Consider the following 20,389-nt stretch of genomic DNA (forward strand, 5'->3'; position numbering starts at 1 on the left):
CACCCGCCGACGCCACTCCGCGATCGGGAACATCGCCCCGAACGCCTACGAAACCGCCGCCTCCGCTACGCTCACGGAAGCGGCATAACCGAAACGACACCGTGTCCACGATTCGGGGTCAAGGCCCCATGGTCCCGGTGACAGACCGCCCGGCATCCGCCGAGCTGGTATCGAGGGACCGGCTCATCGCCCGAGAGGGAATCTGCCATGCACTACATTTCATTAGGCCGCCGTACCGCGGCCGCCGCCTCCGCGGCCGCTGTAGCCACTGCGTTGCTGGGCGGAGCCGCTGCGCCGGCATCCTCCCACTGGGAGGCCGCCCCGGTGTCCTCCCACAGTCAGACGGAGATGCTCCAGCCGGACCCGACTTCCCCGACCGCCTACGAGTTCGGTGAGACCCTGGCCGGGCTGGAGGGCGAAGAGCTGGAAATCACGTTCCTGGCCGAGATCATCCCGCACCACCGCGCCGCCATCGAGATGTCCCAGCTGGAGCTTGAGCGGGGGGTCAGCCCGGACATCCGCACGCACGCGGAGAACATCATCGCCAACCAGCAGCGCCAGATCGACCAGTTCACCCGGTGGCTGGAGGAGTGGTACGGGCTGACCCCGGAAGAGGCCATGGCCCAGGTCCCGGCAGAAGCCCAGGAGGAGATGAAGATCCTGGAGGAGGAGACCCAGATGATGATCGAGGAACTCTCGGCCGTGGAGGCCGGTGAGGACTTCGACGTCGCCTTCGTGCAGAAGATGATTCCGCACCACAACAGCGGGATCATCGAGTTCCTCGAGCCGCAGTCCCGTGCCGTGCACCCGCAGCTGCGAGTGGCGGCCACCGCGGGGATCACCACCCAACAGGCCCAGGTCGCGGACTTCCGCACCTGGCTCGCCGGCCGCGCCTGATCACCGAGCTGAAACAGCGCGATCGGTGGGGCCACCTGTTAGGGTGGCCCCCACCGATCAACGACAGACTTCCATGTTCCGACCGCGCGAAAGGGGAGACCATCGTGTACTCCGGGATCGTGGCCATGGCCCTGGTGGCGCTGTCGGTCGTCGTTCTCCTCTATGCACTCCACCGCGCTGCCGTCATCACCGCCGAGCCGTTGACGGTTCTGCCCGCCCAATCCGGGTGGATGCCCCAGGAGCACGCGCTGTCCCGATTCCACGCCCGCTGGTACCTCGCCTCAATCGTGTTCCTGGCCTTCGACGTCGAGATGCTCTTCATGTATCCGTGGGCGGTGGTCGTGATCGAGAAGGGGATCTCCGCGGTCGTGGAGATGTTCCTGTTCCTCGGGGCCCTGCTCGTCGCCGTGGCCTGGGCCTGGCGCGAAGGAGCCTTCCGATGGGCCTAAGCGGTGCTCTCGCCCGGCTCGCGGTCCGGGCCACCCGGGTCCTCGTCGTCGAGGTCCCGGGGCACTGGGCGACCCGGATGGAGGTCGAGCACCAGCTGCTCCGCCGTGGGTGGCGACCGGCGTGGACACCAGCGGACGCGGACGTCCTGGCGGTGTGCGGTGTCCCCGGCCCCGAGCTCTCGGAGCTCGTGGACCGGCTCTGGGAGCAGATGCCCGGTCCCCGCGTCCGCGCCGACATCACCTCGCCCGGAACTGTAGGTTCCGCCCTCGACGCCGCCGCAGCCCTCCTTCTCGACACCCCGCACCACCGGACGGACGCCCAGGAGCGGGCGCAGGAACCCGAGATCCCCGAGGACGCGGATCATGGGGGTCACGGGGGCATGGGCCACGGGGGCATGGACCACGGCGAGATGGACCACGGCGAGATGGACCACGGCGGTCATGGCGGCATGGACCACAGTGGCCACGGCGGGATGGACCACGGGGGCATGGACCACGGCGAGATGGACCACGGCGGTCATGGCGGCATGGACCACAGTGGCCACGGCGGGATGGACATGGCCCCGGGGGGAATCGCCCTGGCCGGGGGCGGGGAGGACCGTGACGGGCTGGAGATGGACGTGCTCCACCTGCCGCTGGGTCCCGTGCTGCCGTTCTGGCCGGCCGGGCTCGTGCTGCGCTGCTCGTTGCAGGGGGATGTCGTGGTCGACGCCGAAGCCTCCGTGGTCGACGGCGCCGGAGCAGGCGGACCGGGTCCCGGTCCCGCGCCGGCGGCGGTGGTGTGGTGCGACCAGGTCATGGCGTTGCTGGCTCTCGCGGGGGTCGAGGACGCGGCGGCCTGCGCCCGCCGCGCCCGGGACGCCCTCCTGCACGGCGATCGGGGCGCCGCCCGGGCCGCCGCCGAGCGGCTGCACCGGACGATCCGGAGATCACGGCTGCTCCGCTGGTCGCTGCGAGGCGTGCTGCCGCTCGACCCGTCCGCTCTGGAGCACCACGGGTTGCCGCGGCACTGCCTCGGGGACGCCCACGACCGGCTGCTGTCCCGGGTGGAACGGATCCGGGCCGAGGCCGGTGGCGCGGTGCCGGTCCCGGTGGAGGACGGCGCGGTGCCGTGGGCGGTGCTGCCAGAGCTGGTGACCGGGCTGGAGCTGGCCTCCGTGCGGCTGGCCGTGGCGAGCCTGGGCCTCGATCCGCATCCTGCCGTCCAGGAGGTGGGGCATGGCTGAGAGCGTGGTGACGACCGTCCCCGGCGGATGGGCCGTGCTGGCGGGGATCCTCCTGTGCGGCTTGGCCTTCTTCGCCGTGGCGCTGGATGCGGCGCTCTCGGCCCGGGCGCAGGGCACCGGCGGTGGATGGGGCGCGCCGCTGGGCCGTACGGCGCGGTTGCTGCGGCAGCGGCGCCGGACCACCGTGGCCGCGGACACCCTGCTGTGGCGGGTCGGTGGCGCGGGCATGCTGGTCGGAGCGTTCCTGATGATTGCGGTGCTCCCGCTGGGGGAGTGGACGCTGGCGGACCTGGACGTCGGCGTCGTGTGGTTCAACACCGTGGACGTCATGGTCTGGGCGCTGGTCTGGCTGGCCGGCTGGGGTGCGAACTCCGCCCACGGCCTGGTGGGCGGCTACCGCTTCCTGGCGCACGGGCTGGCCTACGAGCTGCCGCTGATGTTCGCCCTGGTGGCCCCGGCGATCGCCGCCGGCAGCCTGGCCGTGGGGGACGTCGCCGCGGCCCAGGACGGCGTGTGGTTCGTGGTGTGGATGCCGGTGGCGTTCCTCGTCTTCCTCATCGGCGTGACCGGCTTCTCCGTATGGGGCCCGTTCGCCCCGGCGCTGGCTGCCGACATCGGCGGCGGCGTGCTGGCCGAGCTCTCGGGGGTCGACCGCCTCGTCCTCCAGGCTGGGCGCTACCTGTTCCTGACCGCCGGCGCCGCCTTCTCGGTGCCGCTCTTCCTCGGTGGGGGCGCCGGGCCCGTCCTGCCCGGCTGGGCGTGGGTGCTGGTGAAGACCGTGCTGGTGCTCGCGGTGCTCGTGTGGCTGCGGCGGAGGATCCCGCTGCTGCGCCCGGACCGGTTCATGGAGATCGGCTGGGTGGTCCTGCTCCCGGCCGCCGTGCTCCAGGACCTGGTCGTGTCCCTCGTCGTCGTCTGGAAGGGCTGAGCCGTGCTGGTCGGAATCGTGTTCTGGGTGCTCGCCGTGGTGGCCGTGGCCGCGGGGGCGCTCGTGTTCGTGGTGGACTCCATGGCCCGGGCCACCTATGCCCTGGCACTGTCCTTCATCGCCGTGGGGGTGCAGATCCTGCTGCTGGGCCAGAGCTATCTGGGGATCATCACGATCCTCATGATGGTGATGGAGATGGCGGTGATGGCGGTCTACATGGTGATGTTCATGGGCATGAACCCGGCGCTGATGCCCATGGACATGACCCACGGGAAGAAGACCGCGATCGGCGCCTCGGCCGGGGTTTTCGTGCTGCTGGCGGCCGGGGCGCTGCTGGTCCCGTGGCCGGAGCGTCGCGGCGCCCCGCCGGAGGACCTCACGCGTGCGCTGGGCCTGGAGATCATGGGCGAGAAGATGCTGGTGATGGCGGTGGTGGGCCCGGTCATGGTGGCCACCATCGTGGCCGGGGTGGTCCTGGCCGCCCATCGCACCCGCTACGACCGGCTCGGTGACGACCTGCGCCGCCGCCCGGCCGACGACCCGCAGCCGGGGGGTGTGGGCCGATGACCTTGGAAGCCGTGCTGGTCGTGGCCGCCGCACTGTTCGCCGTCGGGCTCTACGGGGCCCTGTCCCAGCAGGTGGTGGTGATGGTGATGATGGGCCTGGAGCTGATGATCAACGGGGTCCTCCTGGCCGCCGCGGGGTTCTGGTGGTTCCTGGCCCCGGACCCCTCCGGGCAGGTGCTGCTGCTGGTGGTCCTGGCGGCCATGACCGTGGAGATGGCCATGGGTTTCGCCGTGGCCACTCTGCTGCACCGCAGGCGGCAGACCGACATGACCGACATGGCCGAGGAGCTCTCCCGATGACCGCATCCCAGGCCGTGCTGCTGGCGGTGGTGGTGCTCCCGGCCACCGTGGGCGCGGTGCTCGCCCTCACCCGGGCGGAGCGTGCCGCGGCCCCGGTCGCGGTGCTCACCGCCGCGGTGACCACGGTCCTCGCGGCGGTCGCCGCCCTGACCCGGCCCGCGCTGTCCTACCCGTTCGTGGCCGGCGCCGACTTCGCGCTGGAGGTCGACGCCCTCGCAGCAGTCACCCTCCCGATGGTCGCGGGAGTGACGCTGCTGGTGCTGGTCTTCGCGGCCGGCAGCATCCGGGCGGGCCGGCCGCGGTTCCACGGGCTGATGCTGCTCTTCGCCGCCGCGGCCCTGGCCACGGCCGCGGCCGCGAGCCTGCCGGCGTTGCTGTTCGCCTGGGAGCTGATGGGCGCGACCTCCTACGCGCTGATCGGGTTCTGGTGGCGGGACGCCGACCGCGTCTCGGCCGGACTCACCGCCTTCATCACGACCCGCACCGCGGACTTGGGACTCTACGTCGCCGCCGGCGCCGCCCTGGCCGGCGGCGCCGGGATGGCCCTGTCCGCCCTGCCGGCCGCCGAGAGCCCGTGGCGGCACGTGATCGCGGCCGGGATCCTCGTGGCGGCCCTAGGCAAGGCCGCGCAGCTGCCGTTCTCCTTCTGGCTCTCCGGGGCGATGAAGGGCCCCAGCCCGGTGAGCGCGCTGCTGCACTCCGCGGCCATGGTCGCCATGGGCGGCTACCTCCTGCTCCGGGTGGAGCCGCTGCTGGCCTCCACCGGGTGGGCGGGCCCGGCCGCGGCGTGGATCGGGGCGGTGACCGCGGTGCTGATGGGGTTCGTGGCGCTGGCCCAGCGGGAGCTCAAGCAGCTGCTGGCGGCGTCCACGGTGGCGCAGCTGGGCTTCGTCGTGCTGGCCGCCGGGGTGGGCGCGGTCAGCGGCGGCGCGGCCCACCTGGTGGCCCACGCCTCCACCAAGGCGCTGCTGTTCCTGGCCGCCGGGGCGTGGCTGACGGCCCTGGGCACCGAGGAGCTCGCGGCACTGCGCGGGGCCGGCCGCCGGTGGCGGGTCGTGGGCGTGAGCGCGACCGTGGGGGCGCTGGCCCTGGCCGGGATCGCCCCACTGTCCCTGTGGGCCACCAAGGACGCGGTGCTGGCCGCCGCCCTCGAGGCCTCGGCGTGGCTCTACGCCGCCGGGCTCGTGGCGGCGGCCCTGTCGGCGGCCTACGCGGGCAAGGTCCTGTGGACGATCTGGTATCGGGGTGTCCGCGCTGAGGCCCAGGAGGGCGGCACCGGGGGAGTGGGGGTGCTGGAGCAGGTCCCGCTGGTCGTGCTCGCCGTCGGCGCGGCCGCCCTCGGGGTGCTGGCCCTGCCCCCGGTCAGCACGACCCTCGCCCAGGCGGTGGGCGGGCACGGTGAGGTGGCGGCCGCCGAGCTGCTCGTCTCGGCCGCGATCGCCCTCGTGGTCCTGCTGCTCATGCTGCGCCTGCGCGTCCCCGAGCCGGGATGGGCCGTGCGGTGGCTAGGGTTGGAGGCCGCCGCGCACGCCGTCGTCGTCCGCCCCTCACTGGGCCTGGCGCACGCCCTGGCCCGGTTCGACGACCTCGTCCTGGACCGGGCCGTGACCGCCGCCGCCGGGGCCGTCCCGGTGCTGGCACGGGCCGCGGCCCGGTTCGACGACCGGGCCCTCGACACCGGGGTCGAGGCCACCGCGCACGCCGCCGACGCGACCGGCCGGGGTGCGGCCCGGCTCGACGACGACGTCGTGGACGGCGCCGTCGAGGGCCTCGCCGGCCGGGTCCGCCGGCTCGGGCAGCTGGCCCGGGCCCCGCAGACCGGGGCAGTCCACCAGTACTTCCTCCAGGCCGTCGCGGTGCTCGCCGTCGGCGTCATGGTCTGGTCCGTCTACGCCGTGATGGGATGAACATGCTGAGCCTGATCGTCTTCCTGCCCCTGGCCGCCGCCGCCGTCCTGGCCGTGGTCCCCTCGATCGGGGCCGCGGCCGCGCGGTGGGCGTGGGTGGCGGTGAGCGTCGTGGAGCTGCTGCTCGTGGGCGTGCTGTGGGCGGGCTACGAGGACCCGGGTCCCAACGGGCTGGCGTTCGAGGAGCAGGTGCCGTGGATCCCCGGGGTGAACAGCAGCTACCACGTGGGCGTGGACGGGCTCTCCCTGCCGCTGCTGGCCATGACGGCCGTCGTGTTCCTGGCCTGCGCCGTCTACGCCCTGCGGGACGCGGACCGGCCGCGCGTGCAGGCGGCGCTGTTCCTGTTCCTGCAGGGCGTGAGCCTCGGGGTGTTCGTGGCGGCCGACCTGATCCTGTTCTTCGTCTTCTTCGACCTGTCCATCGTGGGCATGTACTTCGTGATCGCCGGGTGGGGCCACGGCAGCGCGGTCCGGTCGGCGCTGAAGTTCTTCCTCTACACGTTCCTGGGCTCCCTGGCCCTGCTGCTGGGCTTCATCGGGCTCTACGTGGCGGCGGCACCGCACACCTTCGACATCCCCGAGCTCGTCGCGGCCGCACCTCTGGCGGGCGATCCGCTCACCGGGGGGTTGGTGCTCGCGGCGATCCTGGTGGGCCTGGCCGTGAAGACCCCCACCGTGCCGTTCCACACCTGGCTCCCCCCGGCCCACACCGACGCCCCGGCCATCGGCTCGGCCGTGCTGGCGGGGGTGCTGCTGAAGATGGGCACCTACGGGTTCGTGCGCATCGCCATGCCGATCCTGCCGGAGGCCTGGCGGGCGTGGGCCTGGGTGATCGTGGCCGTCGGCGTCGTCTCGGTGCTCTACGGGGCGTTCGTGGCCCTGGCCCAGACGGATCTCAAGCGGATGATCGCCTACACCTCGGTCAATCACATGGGCTACATCGTCCTGGCCCTGGGCGCGGTCGGGGTCCTCGCCGAGGGCGCCGCCCAGGCTCGGTCCGTGGCGGTCACCGGCGCGGTGGTGCAGATGGTCAGCCACGGGCTGATCACCGCCGCCCTGTTCCTGTTCGCCGGGGTGATGCAGGACCGGGCCGGCTCCTACGACATGGGCTCCTACGGCGGGCTGGCCGCCCCCGCCCCGCGCTACGCGGCGCTGTTCGCGGTGGGGGCCTTCGCCTCCCTGGGTCTGCCCGGGTTCTCCGGGTTCATCGCCGAGTTCCAGATCTTCGCCGGCAGCGTGGCGGTGGCCCCGGTCACCGCGGTTGCCCTGCTGGGCATCCTGGTCACCGCCGCACTGTTCCTGCGGGCCCTGCAGCGGGTCTTCACCGGCCCGGCGGCCGGGCACACCCCCGGGTTCGAGGACCTCCGGGCGCCGGAGCTGTGGTCCGCCGGTCCCCTGCTGGGCCTGTCCCTGCTCATCGGTGTGCTGCCCCGGGTGCTGCTCGAGGTGATCGAGCCGGCCTCGGCCGCCCTCGTGGGCCTGGTGGGACGGTAGCCGGTGGAGGCCTCGATGCAGATGCGCCCCGAGCTGCTGCTGCCCGAGATTCTCGTCTTCCTCGGCGCGCTGGTGGTGCTGCTGGGCGGATCCTTCCTGCCCCGGCGACGGCAGTGGATCGCCCGCGCCGCCGCAGCCCTGGCCCTGCTGGGTGCCGCGACCGCCGCGGCCCTCGCCATGGCCGGACCCGCGCAGAGCGCCTTCAGCGGCACCTTCACCGTGGACACCGCCACCGGTACCGCCCGGGTGATCGCCGCCTTGACCACCCTGCTGGTCCTGGGGGTGGCCTCCGGGGAGATCGCCGGGTCCCCGCGGGAGTCGGACACGTACGCGCTGCTGCTGCTGGCCACCACCGGGGTGATGGTCCTGGCCGGGTCCACCGACCTGCTCGTGCTGATCGTGGGGTTCCTGCTGGCCAGCATCCCCCTGTACGGGATCGTCGGCCTCACCGGCGGCCGCGCCGGGGCCGAGGCCGCCATGAAGACCTATCTCATGGGGGCGCTGTCCGGGATCCTGCTCATGCTCGGGGTCACCGTGCTCTACGCCCTGGCCGGGGGCACCGACTACGCCCTGCTCCAGGAGACGCTGCCCGCGGCCCCGGCCGCGGCCGTGGGCGCGGGCGTGCTGGGCGTGCTCGCCGGGCTGCTCTTCAAGGCCGGTGGGGTGCCCTTCCACTTCTGGGTGCCCGACGCCGCCCAGGGCACCGGGGCCACCGCCGCCACGTTCCTCACCACCGTCCCGAAGGTGGGGGCGCTGGTGGCCGTGTACCGGCTCGTGGCCACGGTCTCCGCCGGGGACGGCTCCTGGTTGCTCGTCGCCGCACTGCTGGCCACCGCCTCGATGGTCCTGGGCAACCTCGCGGCCTACTGGCAGACCGACCCCCGCCGGCTGCTGGGGTGGTCGACGGTGGCCCAGGTCGGGTTCCTGCTCGTGCCCGTGGCCGCGGCCGGGCGCAGCGACCTGGCCCTGCCCTCGCTGCTGTTCTACCTCGCCGCCTACGCCGTCACCAACGTCGCCGCCTTCGCCGTCACCGCCGCACTGCCCGAGCACCGGGAGCTGGCCGACTACCGGGGCCTTGCACGGGCCCGTCCCGGGCTGGGGCTGGCCCTGCTCGTGGCGCTGCTGGGGCTGGTGGGCACCCCGCCGCTGGCCGTGTTCGTCGGCAAGCTCACCACCGCCACCGCCGCCTGGGACGGCGGGCACGGCTGGCTGGCCCTGGTGGTGATGCTCAGCAGCGTGCTCAGCCTCTTCTACTACCTGCGCTGGTTCGCCCCCGTCTTCGCCCGCCCGGAGCAGCACGCCGCGGGGTTCCCCGGCCGCGGCGGGGCGGCCGCCTGGCCGGCCGTCACCGCCGGGGTCGCCGCGGTCGCGAGCCTGGTGCTGGGTGTCCTGGCCGGTGTCCTGTGGGCTGCCCTCGAGGGCCCCCTGGGAATGTAGGTGCGGCGACCTTCGCGCCCCGGACCGCCCGTGCGCAACGCCGAGAGGGGCGAACTCAGGCCCGGGTGCTCTGGCCGTGCTCGGCCGCATAGGCGGCGAAGACCTCACCGGGGTGCTCCCCGGTGCCCACGAAGTCGTCCTTGATCTCGGACCCGAGCTGGTCCAGGGCCGAGGACAGCCGCTGGGCGCTGGACCGCACCGCCGGTTCGGACCGGGCCATGGCCGCATCACGGAGCCGCAGCGCATACGGCAACTGCCGTGCCAAGGACAGATCGGGGTCGCTCTCCTGAAAATAGAAACCCTCGGTGTGCTGGGTGAAGTCCACGGAGATCTTCGTGAGATCCGCCTGCAGGGAATCCAGGACCCGGGAGGCGATGACCGGCTCGACCTCCTCGATCGTCTCGGCATAGTCGGCGTCGGCCAGCCCCTTGAGTTCCAGGGCCAGCGCCCGGCGCCGCATCAGGGGAGGATAGATCTGCGTGAACCACGTCAGCGCCGCGGTCAACAGCGCGAACCCGGTCAAGGCCTCGAACGGGGCAGCGACCCGGATCCACGAGTCGGTGGCCACCACGTCCCCGTAGCCCAGCGTCGACAGCGTCACCACGGAGACGTAGACGGCCTCGACCGCGTCCGGGTAGGCGGCCGCGTCGATGCCGGAGGAGTACATGAACCCGCCCGGGACGTGCGGGTAGTAGATCAGCGCCCACCCCGCTGCTTGCAGCACCACCCAGAGGAGCACCACGGCCACCATCGCCGCCGGCCCCACGGCGGAGCCGGCCCGGTGACCGGTGGCCTTCGAGACCTTCCACACCGTGGAGAGCACCAGTCGGCTCAGACGTCCCTGGCCGCTGGGGTGCAACAGGGTGTGGAACATGTCCATCAGCCCGGCCACGATGACCACGATCCCCAGAGCTGTCAGCAGTACGTCCATGATCGACCTCCGTCGTTGGTTTTTGTTCTTCCCGTCCCCGGGTTACGGGGCGGCTCACCGGTCCTCAGTGCTGTTCGTGCTCGCCCTGCCGCGCGTCCTCGTCGGAGCGGTGTCGCACGGTGAACCACTGCGCCACGACGATGACCAGGGCCACCACGGCGGTGATTACCAGGGTGAACGGGTCCGACTGGGATTTCAGCAGCACGAACGGCACGAGCACCGTGACGTCGAGGGCGATCGCGACCCAGGGGATCCACGGTTTGGCCCCGACGTCGTCCTTGAGGTGGCGCAGGATGCCGAGGTGGATGGCGATGTCCATGGCCAGGTACAGGATCGCCCCCAGGGAGGCGATCTGGGACAGATCGAAGAAGGCGGCCATCACGATGGCCAGCCCCGCGGTGATGTACAGCGACTGGTGATCGTGCTTGCCGGGCAATTCGGGGGCCTGACCCATGTCGCGGAGCATGTCGTAGAGCTTCGAGACCGAGAAGAGGCTGGCGATCAGCCCGGACAGCGTGGCGACCACGGCGATGGCCACGGTCAGTCCCGCACCCCAGGTTCCGAACATCGGCTCGGCCGCTTCGGCCAGGGCGTAGTCCCGGGCCTGGACGATCTGCGGAACCGTCAGGCTGCCGGTCACCGCGACGGTGATCAGCAGGTAGAGCACGGTGCACAGGGCGATGGAAATCATGATGGACCGGCCGATGTTGCGCTCCGGCTGCTGCAGGTCGGCGCCCTGGTTGGTGATCGTGGTGAAGCCCTTGTACGCCAGGATGCACAGGGTGGTCCCGGCCAGGAAGCCGGCCCATCCCGTCTCCGGCGGGGTGCGGTCGGCGGCGGTGAACAGCCGGCCCAGGGAGGACACCCCGGCGGCGAGGATGCCGGCGATCGCCAGCACGGCGATCCCGACGATCTTGAGCGCCGCGGTCACCGTGGCCGAGCGCTCCACCCACCGGTTGCCCACCAGGTTGACCAGGGCGGCGGCCACGATCGCCACCACCGCCAGCACCGCCACCCACACCTCGGAGCCCTGCAGGCCGAAGGGGCGCAGCAGGTAGGAGGCGAAGGTGCGGCCCAGCAGGGACTCGGCCAGGATCATCGACACGTACATGAACAGGGAGAAGGACCCGGCGAGAACCCCGGGGCCGTAGGCGGCCTTGAGCAGCATCGCGATCCCGCCGGAGGACGGGTTGGTGGCCGAGTAGCGGATGTAGGAGTAGGAGCTGAACGCCACGACCACGGCTCCGGCGAGGAACGCCCAGGGCACCCAGCCGCCGGCCAGTTCGGCGACCTGCCCCACGAGGGCGAAGATGCCTGCGCCGATCATCACCCCCGTCCCCAGGGCGACGGAACCGGTCAGGGAGAGCTTCTGCTGCGTCTGCGTGCCGTGGTCCATGAGGAGGTGCACGTCCTTCCTGCCGGGCGGTGAGTGCCCCCGGCGGTGGGGTGGTTCGGACAGGGTCGGTGGGCCGGCCCACGGTGCTCAGCGGGCCTCGAGGGTGCCCATCATGCCGAGGTCCTCGTGGTCGAGGATGTGGCAGTGGTAGACGGTGCGGCCGGCGAAGTCGTCGAAGGCCACCCGGACCGTCACCTCTCCGAAGGCCGGGACGTTGACCACGTCCAGCCACCGCGGTGCGGCGACCTCGCGGCCCGCCTCGGTCACGACCTGCATGGGCCACACGTGCAGGTGCATCGGGTGGTCCATGGGGCTGGAGTTGGTGAGGGTCCACTCCTCCACGGTGCCCACCCGGACCCGCTGGTCGGTGCGCTCGGCGTCGAACGGCCGCCCGTCGATCGTGAAGGACATCATCTGCCCGGGGCCGCGCATGCCGCCCATCATCCCGCCCATGCCCATGCCCATGGCGAAGTCCAGGGTGCGCCGGGCCGCGACCGGCTCCTCGCGCAGGTCCCGCAGCACCGGACCCGGGGGGACGGGGCCGGCGTCCGCGGCCCGGTCCCCGGTGACCTCGAGGGTGAGCAGCTCGATCGGCTCGTCGGTGCCGGGGCCGTCCCCCGGCATCGCCCCGCCCATCATGCCGTCCATGCTGCCGCGGTCCACGGGGGCGGCGGTCAGGGTGGAGGCGCCCTCGCGGGTGTCCACGAGCAGCTCCACCCGGTTGCCCGGGGCCAGGGTCATCTCGGTGAGCTCGACCGGCTCGGGGAGGCGGCCGATGTCGCGGCCGAGCAGCCGCACGGTCTGGCCGTCGAGGGTCAGGCGCAGGTACCGGGACGGGCAGGCGTTGACGACCCGCCACAGCTCCCGCTCCCCGGGTGCGGCGGTGGCCTGGGGACGGACCTGGCCGTTGACCAGCACGGTCTCGCCCTCCCGGCCCATCATCCGCTGCGGCGGGGAGACCTCGGCCAGGTTCCCGGAGTCGTCGAGGGTGATGTCGGAGACCACCAGCACCCGGTCCCGGGCCATGGGCACGGGGTCCTTGACGACGATGGCCCCGTAGAGACCCGCCGCGAGCTGGTCGGCCACGTGCCCGTGCCGGTGCGGGTGGTACCAGTAGGTGCCGGGCGGGTGGTCCTCCGGAAGGGAGAAGTCGTAGTCGAAGGAGTCCCCGGGTCGATGCTCACGAAGGGGTTGTCCCCGTTGTCCTCCGGGGAGACGTGCAGGCCGTGCGCGTGCAGGTTCGTCGGGGCGTCCAGGCCGTTGCGCATCGCCACCCGAATCGTGTCCCCGCCCCGGACCCGCAGGGTCGGCCCGGGCAGGGAGCCGTTGAACGCCTGCACGTTCGCCTCCCGCGCCCCGATCCGCACCTGGGCGGGGGCGGCCTCCAGGGCGAGCTCCAGGACGCCGTCCCGGCTGGACAGCACCTCAGGCTGCACCAGCTCCCGGCCGCCGCCGAGGGCCTCGCCGCCGCCGCCGCTGGTCCACCACAGCCCGGCCCCGCCCACGGCCGCGGCACCGGCCCCGGCCGTGCCCAGGGCCAGCATCTGTCGGCGGGTCAGCGGGCTCACCTGCCGCCCTCGTCCAGGGTCCGCAGCCGCTCCCGGTACTCCTCGGTGCTGATCTCCCCGCGCGCGTAGCGCTCCTCGAGGATCTCGCGGGACCGGCGCGGGCCCGCCCCCGTCGGGGGCGCGGCGTATCCGCCCTGCCTGGTCCCGCCGCCCGTGCCGCCGGTGAACGCCTTCACGAGCACGACCACCAGCACGACCACCCCCACGATCAGCAGGATCCAGAAGAGCCAGGCCCATCCCATGCCCCCTCCCATGCCGTCGCCCCACATCATCACGGTCCTCCTTCATCGATCGGTTCGCTGCTTCCTGCAGAGCGCCGCCCGTGGGCGGCGACGCCGGTCACCGGGGCAGTCAGGAACCGTCCGGCAGCTCCTGGAGCATCTGCTCCATCTCGGTGATCTCCGCCTCCTGGTCCTCGACCACCTGGCGGGCGAGCTCGACGGCCTGGGGGTTCTGTCCCTGCTCGATCTGCTCCTGGGCCATCTTGACCGCGCCTTCGTGGTGGACGGTCATCTGCTCCAGGTACAGCCGGGCCGCGTCCGTCCCCTGCGCGTCGTTGAGCATGCCCATGTCCTCCTCGCTCATCATCCCGCCGGTCCCGTGGTCCATGGACGTGGAGTCCTCGGCGGGCATCGGCGCTTCCCAGGTCTGCAGCATCTGGTTCATGCGCTCGATCTCCGGGCCCTGGGCATCGATGACCTTCTGGGCGAAGTCCTGGACATCGGCGGGGATGTCGTCCTTGGCCAGCAGTGTCTCGCTCATGTCCACGGCCTGCTGGTGGTGGGGGATCATCATCTGGGCGAACATCACGTCGTCGTCGTTGTGCTCTTCAGCGATCGGCTCCCCTGAGGTAGCGCCCGACGGGGTGCTCGAGGGGCTACCGGCCCCGGTGGCGGCAGCTGTGGAGCTGGTGGTCTCGGAGGCCGCGTCAGTGTTCTGTTCGCCTCCGGTGCCGCAGCCGGCCAGGGCCAGGGCAGAGGCGAGGGCCACGGCGGTGAGGGAAGAGGCTCGGTTCATGGGGATGTCCTTACGTGGGGTGGTTGGGTGGTGGTGGCCCCAGGCAGGGCCTGGAGACCGGGAGCCGGGTCGGGCCGTGGGGGATCCGGTCCCGGCACGCTCAGGAAGAGGTGACCGCATATCCGGCACGCGCCACTGCGGCGCGCACGGATTCCTCTGCGACAGGGGTGGTGCTGGTCACGGTAACGGCCGAAGCCTCGCCGGCTACGAGGTCGATCTGCACGTCAAGGACCCCCTCCAACGCCGTGAGGGCCTCGGTGACCCGGCCGGCGCAGTGGCCGCAGGTCATGCCCTCCACCTGGTAGGTCGTGGCGGTGCCGTCCGAGGACGGCGACTGCGCCTCGACGGCAGTCCCCGCTTCCTCAGGGACAGAGGAGGGAGCGCAGCAGGCGCAACCGGTGGCGGCCATCGGCAGGGGGCGGCGGGGCGAGCTGGTCATGGTGGGCTCCTTCGGATCGTGAGGGAACGGGGAACGCCCCTCGCCTCTCAGGTATATACCCTGGGGGGGTATAGTGCAAGGATGTCAGTGAGCCTCCCGAGCGGGAGGCAGATCGGCCAGTTGGGGGGGCGGCAACTGGATGGTGAACACCGCGCCGTGTCCGGGGCCGGGGGAGGCGGCGGTCAGGGTGCCGCCGTGGGCTTCGACCAGTGCTTTGGAGATGGTCAGGCCGATCCCGGAGCCGCCGTGGTCGCGGTCGCGGGCGGTGTCCCCGCGGTAGAAGCGTTCGAAGACGTGGGACAGGTGTTCGGCGCTGATGCCATCACCGGTGTCGGCCACGTGGATGGCGATCTGCCCGGGACCCTGCCGGGCCGCCCTCAGGATCACCTTTCCGCCCAGCGGGGTGTGGCGCAGGGCGTTGGTGAGCAGGTTGCCCAGTACCTGGCCCATCCGTTGCCGGTCCACGTCCACGGTCCCGGCCGACTCGTCGACGTCGAGCTCCAGGGCTACGCCCTTGGCGGCGTAGCCCTCCCGGTGGGCCTCCACGGCACTCCGGAGGAGCTCACCGACGGGCTGCTCGGTGCGGTCCAGGTCGATCCGGCCCTCCTCGGCGCGGGAGACGTCGTTGATGTCGTCCACCAGCCGGGTCAGTCGGGCCAGTTGCTCGCTCATGAGCTCACTGGTGGTCTCATCCCAGTGGGTGACCCCGTCCTGGAGGGCCTCGCAGTAGACGGTGAGCACCGCGATGGGGGTGCGCATCTCATGGGCCAGGTCTGAGAGCATTCGCCGGCGGGTGTCCTCGGTGCTCCGCAGACGGGCGGCCATGGTGTTGAACGAGGAGGCAAGGGCCTCGACCTCCGCCCCGGCGCCCATCGCCGGGACCCGGGTGTCGTAGCGGCCGTGGGCCATGCCCTGGGCCGCCTCGGTCAATCGTTCCAACGGCCCCCGGATACGACGGGAGCACCAGGCGCTGACCACCAGGGCGCAGACCAGGGCGGTGCCCAGGGCCACGCCCAGGGTGATGAGGTTGGTGTCGCGGTAGGCCTGCTCCACGTGCAGCAATTCCGGGGAGTTCTCCGGGTGCCCGGCCATGATCAGGTGCTCGTGGAAGATCGCCGGGCCGGCCAGGGAGGCCACCACGACCGCGGCGAGCAGGCTGGCGGCCACCACCAGCAGCTGGGCGAGCAGGAACCGGGAGACCAGCCCCCGGGGGCGTCGGGTCATCGGGCCCCCATCCGGTAGCCGACCCCGCGCACCGTGTCGATATGGGCGGTCGGTTCCTCGCCCAGCTTGCGGCGCAGGTGGCCGATGTGCACGTCCACGATCCGCTCGTCGCCCACCCAAGCCGGGTCCCACACGATGTCGATGAGCTGACGACGGGAGAACGCCTGGTGTGGGCGGGCCGACAGGGCCGCCAGCAGGTCGAACTCGGTGCGGGTGAGCGCCACCGGATCGCCGCCCACCCGCACCTCGTGGGCGGTCAGGTCGATGACGAGGTCCCCGAACACCCGCGCCGGTTCGGCCGGGGCCATGGTGGGGCGGGGCCGGCGCAGCACCGCGGCCACCCGGGCGACGAGCTCGCGCACGCTGAAGGGCTTGGTGATGTAGTCATCGGCCCCGGCGGCCAGCCCGGCCAGCTTGTCCTCCTCGTCCCCGCGGGCGGTGAGCATCAGCACGTAGCACTCCGAGAAGGCCCGCAGCCGCCGGCACACCTCGACCCCGTCCAGCCCCGGCAGCCCCAGATCCAGGACCACGACGTCCGGGTGCTCCGTGCGGGCGGTCTCGAGGGCGTCGGGGCCGGTGTGCGCCTGGGCGACGGCGTAGCCGGCGCGGGCCAGGTAGGTGGCGACCATCTGCGCCAGAGGCTTTTCGTCGTCGACCACCAGCACCCGCCCGGCTGAGGACGCATCCCTGTCTGCGGAGATCACCATGATCCCAGTGTGTCCCGCCGTCCCGACGTAGAAGCCACTCGGGGGCCGGATGGTCCGCAATCTTCGCCAAACCTTCAAGGAATCTGGGCTCCCGCCTGCCGGTGGCCTGCCAGAATGGTTCTCAACCCCCGCATTTTCTGGTGACCCGACAAGGAATCATGGACACCCTTTCCCGTAGAAGTCTGCTCGTCGCCGGATTCGGCCTGCTCGGCTCCGGCGCCCTGGCGGCCTGTTCCTCACCTGCCCCGTCCCTCCCAGCAGGGGTGGGGGCCGGGACGGCCTCCGCCGGAGCCGGTCAGCGCCTCGTGGACACGGCGCTCACCGCCCGGCCGGTCACGCTCGATCTGGGCGGATCGACGGTGGCGACGTGGGCCTACGGCGACAGTCTCCCCGGTCCGCTCATCCGCGCCACGGCCGGGGACCGGCTGCGCATCCGGGTCGAGAATCGCCTGCCGGCGGACACCACCGTGCACTGGCACGGCATCGCCCTGGCCAATGGCGCCGATGGGGTGCCCGGGGTGACCCAGGATCCGATCGCCGCCGAGGCGACCTACACCTACGACTTCACCGCCCCGGACCCGGGGACCTACTTCTACCACCCGCACGTCGGGGTGCAGCTGGACCGCGGTCTGTACGCCCCGCTGATCATCGACGACCCGCAAGAACCCGGCGCCTACGACCACGAGTGGATCCTCGTCCTCGACGACTGGGTCGACGGCACCGGCCGTACCCCCGATGAGGTCCTGGCCGCCCTGACCTCCTCCCGGGACAACGGCGGGATGCCCGGGATGGACCACGGCAACATGGGCGGGATGGAGGGCATGGACATGTCCTCCGGCTCCTCGGAGGGCATGGCTGGGATGGACCACGGGGCGATAAGCGCCGGGGACTCCCCGTACGGCGATGACGCCGGGGACGTGTCCTACCCGCACTACCTGGTCAACGGGCGGGTTCCCGCGGACCCGGAGGTGCTCACGGCGAAGCCGGGCCAGAAAGTGCGGTTGCGGATCATCAACGCCGCCGCGGACACCATCTTCACGGTCGCCCTGGGCGGGCATCGCATGACCGTCACACACACCGATGGGTTCCCGGTGCAGCCGCAGGACACCGATGCCCTCTACCTGGGCATGGGAGAACGCTACGACGCGACCGTCACCCTGGCCGAAGGGGTCTTCCCCTTCGTGGCCGTGCCGCTGGGCAAGGACGGGCAGGCCATGGCCCTGGTGCGCACCGGGGCCGGCAATCCACCGCCGTCGTCAGTACGACCGGCGGAACTGGACAGATCCGTGCTCATCGGCGCCGACCTGACACCGGCGGACAGCGCCCGGCTGGAGGCCCGGGACCCCGACGTGTCCCTGGACCTGGCCATGACCGGGCAGATGAACCCTTACGAGTGGGGATTCAAGGGGGCCCCCTACGGGCAGCACGATCCTGTGCAGATCCAGGAGGGACAGCGGGTGCGGCTGACCGTGGCCAACCACACGATGATGGCCCACCCCCTGCACCTGCACGGGCACACCTTCGCGCTGCCCAACGGCCTGCGCAAGGACACCGTCCTGATCGCCCCGATGCGATCGATGGCCATCGACGTGCAGGCGGACAACCCCGGGAACTGGCTGATCCACTGCCACAACATCTACCACGCCGAAGCCGGCATGACGACCGAACTGAGATACCGCCCATGACCACCCTCTCCCGCCGCTCCCTGCTCACCTTCGGCCTGGTCGCCGGCACCGGACTGGCCGTCACCGCCTGCTCACCACAGTCCGGGAACTCCACCGCCCCGGCCTCCAGCACGGGCACCGCCATCACCCACGTCCACGCCATCACCCGCGATGCGGCCGGGACGATCCTGCTGGCCACCCACGAAGGCCTGTTCCGCCTGGACGACCAGGACCTGACCCAGGTCGGCCCGGTGGTGGACCTGATGGGCTTCACCACCACCGGCGAGGGGCGCTACCTCGCCTCCGGCCACCCGGGTCTGGGCGTGGACCTGCCTGAACCGGTCGGGCTGATCGAGTCCACCGACGCCGGTGAGAGCTGGAGAGTGCTCTCGCGGGCCGGGGAATCGGACTTCCATGCCCTGGCCGCCGGCCCGAACGGGGTCATCGGCTTCGACGGGCAGCTGCGCATCAGCGCCGACGGCCGCAACTGGGACACCGCCGCCATCCCCTCCGCCCCCGCTTCTCTGGCGGTCGCCCCGGGTACGGGCACGGTGCTGGCCACCACCGAGGACGGCCTGCTGCGCTCCTCCGACAACGGCACGACGTGGACGACGGTGGACACCCCGCAGTTGATGTCCCGGGTGGCCTGGGCCGACGACGAAACGATGGTGGGCGTCGGCATCGACGGGCGCCTGCTGACCAGCCGTGACGCCGGGGACACCTGGACAGCCAGTCGGGACCCGGTCGGCGAGGTCGTAGCCCTGGGAGCAGGTCTGACCGACGGCGGGGAGGTCGAGGCGCTGCTGGTGGAGGGCCCCCGGGTGCTGCGGAGCCTGGACGGTGGAGCCACGACGGAGCAGCTGCTGTGAACACCACCGCTCGTGCCCCCAGGCACAGTCGGCGACCATTCACGCCTGACAGCGCGCCAGGCAACAAGGGAGTAGGGGGCCATCATGAGTAAGGACGACTCTACGCACCAGGACGCCACCCATGCCGCGAAGCCGGCGGAGGCCGGACGTGTCCCGCGGAAACGGCTGACCGGCATCGACGCGGCGCGCTGATCGGGCTGACCGCCATCCATTTCCTGCCCGCCGAGAACGAACAGACCCACGAGGCGACGCTGAGCTGGACCCTGTTCTCCGGAGACTCCGCCGCCCTGTTCGCCCTGCTGGCAGGGGTGGGCCTGGCCTTCGCCACCGGTGGCCGACACCCCCGAACAGGCCGACGGATGACGGGAGCGCGGGTGGGCGTGGCGGTGCGGGCCCTGCTGATCTTCGCCCTCGGGGTGGCAATCAACTCCCTGATGCCCGAGGACTGTACTGACCGGACACGTTGGTCAATCGTGAGAAGGGCGGCTGGTTGCTGCAGGCTGTGTGGGGCCGGTGATGGTTGTAGTAGTGCAGCCAGCCGTCGAGTTCGCCGCGGCGCTCCGTCTCGGAGGTGTAGCAGCGGGCGTAGGCCCAGCCGTCGGCCAGGGTGCGGTGGAAGCGCTCGATCTTGCCGTTGGTCTGCGGGCGATACGGCCTGGTCCGTTTGTGCCTGATTCCCAGCTCGGCGCAGGTGTCGCGCCACAGGTGTGAGCGATAGGCGCCACCGTTGTCCGACAGGACCCGCTCGACGGTCACCCCGCGGGCGTTGAACCACTTGACGGCCCTGGCCAGGACCGCTGTGGCGGTGTGGGCTGTTTCGTCGTCGTGGATCTCGGCGTAGGCGACGCGGGAGTGGTCGTCAATGACGGTGTGGACGTAGGCCTTGCCCATCAACGGGTCGTAGTGCTTGTTCTTGGGCTTGTCGGGTGTGGCTGCGCGGTTCTTCTCGCCTTGTCGTCGGCCGACGTAGCGCCAGCCTCCGCCGTCTGGGATGTTGCCGAGCTTCTTCACGTCGACGTGCAGCATCGCCCCGGGGTGGTCGTGCTCGTAGCGACGAACAGGCTCTCCAGTGGCACGGTCGACGTGCGACAGGCGGTTCAAGTGGACGTCGACCAAGATCCGGTGGACTGTCGACGGGGCAACGCCAATCCGGTATGCCAACTGAACCGGACCTTCCCGCAGACGCAGCCGGAGCTGGATACAGCGCTTCGCAGTCGTGGGGCTGGTCTTGTTCGGGGAGCGGTGGGGGCTTGACCCTTGATCTTGGACACGCGGAATCCAGCACGATGCTGGGAGAAGCGAGAATCCAAGGATGGCCAGGAAGAACTACACCGACGAGTTCCGTCGCCGGGCGGTGGACTTGTACGAGTC

The 20,389-nt window shown here is 71.6% G+C and carries 19 protein-coding genes and 2 pseudogenes; 11 read left to right on the top strand and 10 right to left on the bottom strand.

Annotated elements, in window-relative coordinates:
• Nucleotides 1–207 precede the first annotated feature (207 nt).
• The 9 genes from ABD264_RS06125 (at nt 208) to ABD264_RS06165 (ending at nt 9,203) form a co-directional block, all read left to right on the top strand.
• Complete coding sequence (locus ABD264_RS06125) at nt 208–897, top strand: DUF305 domain-containing protein (RefSeq protein WP_344204969.1); 690 nt, start codon at nt 208–210, stop codon at nt 895–897.
• Nucleotides 898–1,001: 104 nt separating this feature from the next.
• Nucleotides 1,002–1,346: an NADH-quinone oxidoreductase subunit A gene (locus ABD264_RS06130; protein ID WP_019310385.1), complete on the top strand. Its 345-nt coding sequence runs from the start codon at nt 1,002–1,004 to the stop codon at nt 1,344–1,346.
• Entirely contained in the window at nt 1,337–2,572 is a 1,236-nt protein-coding gene (locus tag ABD264_RS06135) for a hypothetical protein (RefSeq protein ID WP_344204971.1), read from the top strand. Before ABD264_RS06130 ends, ABD264_RS06135 begins: the two co-directional genes overlap by 10 nt.
• The gene (locus tag ABD264_RS06140) at nt 2,565–3,500 is read left to right on the top strand and encodes an NADH-quinone oxidoreductase subunit H (protein WP_075868081.1); all 936 of its coding nucleotides are present in this window, start codon (nt 2,565–2,567) and stop codon (nt 3,498–3,500) included. Before ABD264_RS06135 ends, ABD264_RS06140 begins: the two co-directional genes overlap by 8 nt.
• A 3-nt stretch (nt 3,501–3,503) precedes the next feature.
• The gene (locus ABD264_RS06145) at nt 3,504–4,067 is read left to right on the top strand and encodes an NADH-quinone oxidoreductase subunit J (protein WP_062735583.1); all 564 of its coding nucleotides are present in this window, start codon (nt 3,504–3,506) and stop codon (nt 4,065–4,067) included.
• Nucleotides 4,064–4,366, top strand: coding sequence for an NADH-quinone oxidoreductase subunit NuoK (locus tag ABD264_RS06150; RefSeq protein WP_010534530.1), 303 nt, complete (start codon nt 4,064–4,066; stop codon nt 4,364–4,366). The genes ABD264_RS06145 and ABD264_RS06150 overlap by 4 nt, the downstream gene beginning before the upstream one ends.
• Nucleotides 4,363–6,273 carry an NADH-quinone oxidoreductase subunit 5 family protein gene (locus ABD264_RS06155; RefSeq protein WP_144943428.1) on the top strand — a complete coding sequence of 637 codons (1,911 nt, stop codon included), beginning with the start codon at nt 4,363–4,365 and terminating at the stop codon, nt 6,271–6,273. The genes ABD264_RS06150 and ABD264_RS06155 overlap by 4 nt, the downstream gene beginning before the upstream one ends.
• Before the next feature lie 2 nt (nt 6,274–6,275).
• Entirely contained in the window at nt 6,276–7,766 is a 1,491-nt protein-coding gene (locus ABD264_RS06160; protein WP_344204976.1) for a complex I subunit 4 family protein, read from the top strand.
• A gap of 15 nt (nt 7,767–7,781) precedes the next feature.
• Nucleotides 7,782–9,203 carry an NADH-quinone oxidoreductase subunit N gene (locus ABD264_RS06165; RefSeq protein WP_310745332.1) on the top strand — a complete coding sequence of 474 codons (1,422 nt, stop codon included), beginning with the start codon at nt 7,782–7,784 and terminating at the stop codon, nt 9,201–9,203.
• Between the two features lie 55 nt (nt 9,204–9,258).
• Here ABD264_RS06165 and ABD264_RS06170 read toward each other — a convergent pair whose 3' ends face one another.
• The 9 genes and pseudogenes from ABD264_RS06170 to ABD264_RS06215 form a co-directional block, all read right to left on the bottom strand.
• Nucleotides 9,259–10,134 (bottom strand): potassium channel family protein, encoded by an 876-nt coding sequence (locus ABD264_RS06170; protein WP_035962920.1) that lies wholly within the window; start codon nt 10,132–10,134, stop codon nt 9,259–9,261.
• Between the two features lie 64 nt (nt 10,135–10,198).
• The gene (locus ABD264_RS06175) at nt 10,199–11,530 is read right to left on the bottom strand and encodes an APC family permease (RefSeq protein WP_344204980.1); all 1,332 of its coding nucleotides are present in this window, start codon (nt 11,528–11,530) and stop codon (nt 10,199–10,201) included.
• Nucleotides 11,531–11,617: 87 nt separating this feature from the next.
• Nucleotides 11,618–12,616 (bottom strand): multicopper oxidase family protein, encoded by a 999-nt coding sequence (locus tag ABD264_RS06180; RefSeq protein ID WP_344204982.1) that lies wholly within the window; start codon nt 12,614–12,616, stop codon nt 11,618–11,620.
• A 6-nt stretch (nt 12,617–12,622) separates the two neighbouring features.
• A pseudogene (locus ABD264_RS06190) lies at nt 12,623–13,074 on the bottom strand (multicopper oxidase domain-containing protein); the annotation flags it as partial.
• A gap of 20 nt (nt 13,075–13,094) precedes the next feature.
• Nucleotides 13,095–13,370, bottom strand: a complete 276-nt coding sequence (locus tag ABD264_RS06195; protein WP_019310374.1) for an SHOCT domain-containing protein — start codon at nt 13,368–13,370, stop codon at nt 13,095–13,097.
• A gap of 79 nt (nt 13,371–13,449) precedes the next feature.
• Nucleotides 13,450–14,115, bottom strand: a complete 666-nt coding sequence (locus ABD264_RS06200) for a DUF305 domain-containing protein (RefSeq protein ID WP_344204984.1) — start codon at nt 14,113–14,115, stop codon at nt 13,450–13,452.
• A 100-nt stretch (nt 14,116–14,215) separates the two neighbouring features.
• A complete protein-coding gene (locus ABD264_RS06205) occupies nt 14,216–14,554 on the bottom strand; it encodes a heavy-metal-associated domain-containing protein (protein ID WP_035962930.1) in 339 nt (112 codons plus the stop codon).
• A gap of 84 nt (nt 14,555–14,638) precedes the next feature.
• Nucleotides 14,639–15,778 carry a sensor histidine kinase gene (locus ABD264_RS06210; protein WP_035962932.1) on the bottom strand — a complete coding sequence of 380 codons (1,140 nt, stop codon included), beginning with the start codon at nt 15,776–15,778 and terminating at the stop codon, nt 14,639–14,641.
• Nucleotides 15,775–16,485 (bottom strand): response regulator transcription factor, encoded by a 711-nt coding sequence (locus ABD264_RS06215; RefSeq protein ID WP_344204988.1) that lies wholly within the window; start codon nt 16,483–16,485, stop codon nt 15,775–15,777. The genes ABD264_RS06210 and ABD264_RS06215 overlap by 4 nt, the downstream gene beginning before the upstream one ends.
• Before the next feature lie 158 nt (nt 16,486–16,643).
• On the opposite strand from ABD264_RS06215, the gene ABD264_RS06220 reads away from it, so the two are divergent.
• The gene (locus ABD264_RS06220; RefSeq protein WP_029603314.1) at nt 16,644–18,170 is read left to right on the top strand and encodes a multicopper oxidase family protein; all 1,527 of its coding nucleotides are present in this window, start codon (nt 16,644–16,646) and stop codon (nt 18,168–18,170) included.
• Nucleotides 18,167–19,018: a F510_1955 family glycosylhydrolase gene (locus ABD264_RS06225; RefSeq protein WP_344204990.1), complete on the top strand. Its 852-nt coding sequence runs from the start codon at nt 18,167–18,169 to the stop codon at nt 19,016–19,018. Before ABD264_RS06220 ends, ABD264_RS06225 begins: the two co-directional genes overlap by 4 nt.
• A 423-nt stretch (nt 19,019–19,441) precedes the next feature.
• Here ABD264_RS06225 and ABD264_RS06230 read toward each other — a convergent pair.
• Nucleotides 19,442–20,389, bottom strand: a pseudogene (locus ABD264_RS06230) (IS481 family transposase); the annotation flags it as partial.

Origin of the sequence: Kocuria salsicia, assembly GCF_039532055.1 — a bacterium.
Lineage (GTDB): Bacteria > Actinomycetota > Actinomycetes > Actinomycetales > Micrococcaceae > Kocuria > Kocuria salsicia.